At 62.2% G+C, this 806-nt stretch carries 1 protein-coding gene; it reads right to left on the minus strand.

What is annotated here, in order from left to right:
* Nucleotides 1–806, minus strand: an 806-nt coding sequence (locus BUB20358_RS27965; protein ID WP_282967575.1) for an EF-hand domain-containing protein, incomplete at both ends; no start/stop codon positions are given.

Here is an 806-nt window from a genome sequence, read left to right on the forward strand (position 1 = left end):
AAATTCCCAACAATCCCCACCGGATGAAAATGCCAAGGATTGGGCTCCTTCGGGAAGCCTTCGACGCTCGTCACCTGCTCCCACCACTGTAATTTGCCGATGCGCTCGATCTCGGCCTTCCACAGCCACAGCAGTTTCTTCATCAGCGGCGACAGCGCTTCCCACTTACCCAGGCCGCCGCCCCATTCGCTCTCGCAGCGCACGACGATATGGGACAGCGCTTGCGCTGTCCAGCGGGTTTCCTGCGCGCGCTTCAGTTCCTGCGCGGTGACCTTCCCGTCATGGTTCGCGTCAATCGCCTTCTCCAGCTTCGTGATCAGCGCGCTGCCGTTGACGGTCGCCGCACTCGTCTCGAATTCGGTTCTGTCTTCGTCGACCAGGAACTGCTCGGCCACGTAGATGTAGCGCTTGAGCATATCGAGCGGCTTGATGCTGCTGTTGTCGACGAGTTCGAAGCCCGGCCAGTCCCACGGCCCGCACGTGCGCACGAGCGGATGGTCCTGCTCGCACACCCAGCCTTCGCGCGTGCCGCCGTCCTTGGTGCCGATCGTCACGTAATACCAGCGCCGACCCTTGTCGTCCTTTGCGCTGTTCTTGTTCAGTTCGGCAATGCGGAACACGTCGCGGAAGTCCGCGCCCGGCCCTTTCGCATTCGAGACGTTCAGCGGGAAATCCTTCCAGCCCGACACGATTGCATGGGTCGTCGTATTGGCGAGACTCGCATCGACCCATACCGGTGTGCCGGCGTCGTTGAATACCGGCTTCGCGTGGCGGCTGCCATGGACGGGTGCCGCCGTTTTGGGCTG

The organism is Burkholderia dolosa (genome assembly GCF_902499135.1).
Lineage (GTDB): Bacteria > Pseudomonadota > Gammaproteobacteria > Burkholderiales > Burkholderiaceae > Burkholderia > Burkholderia dolosa.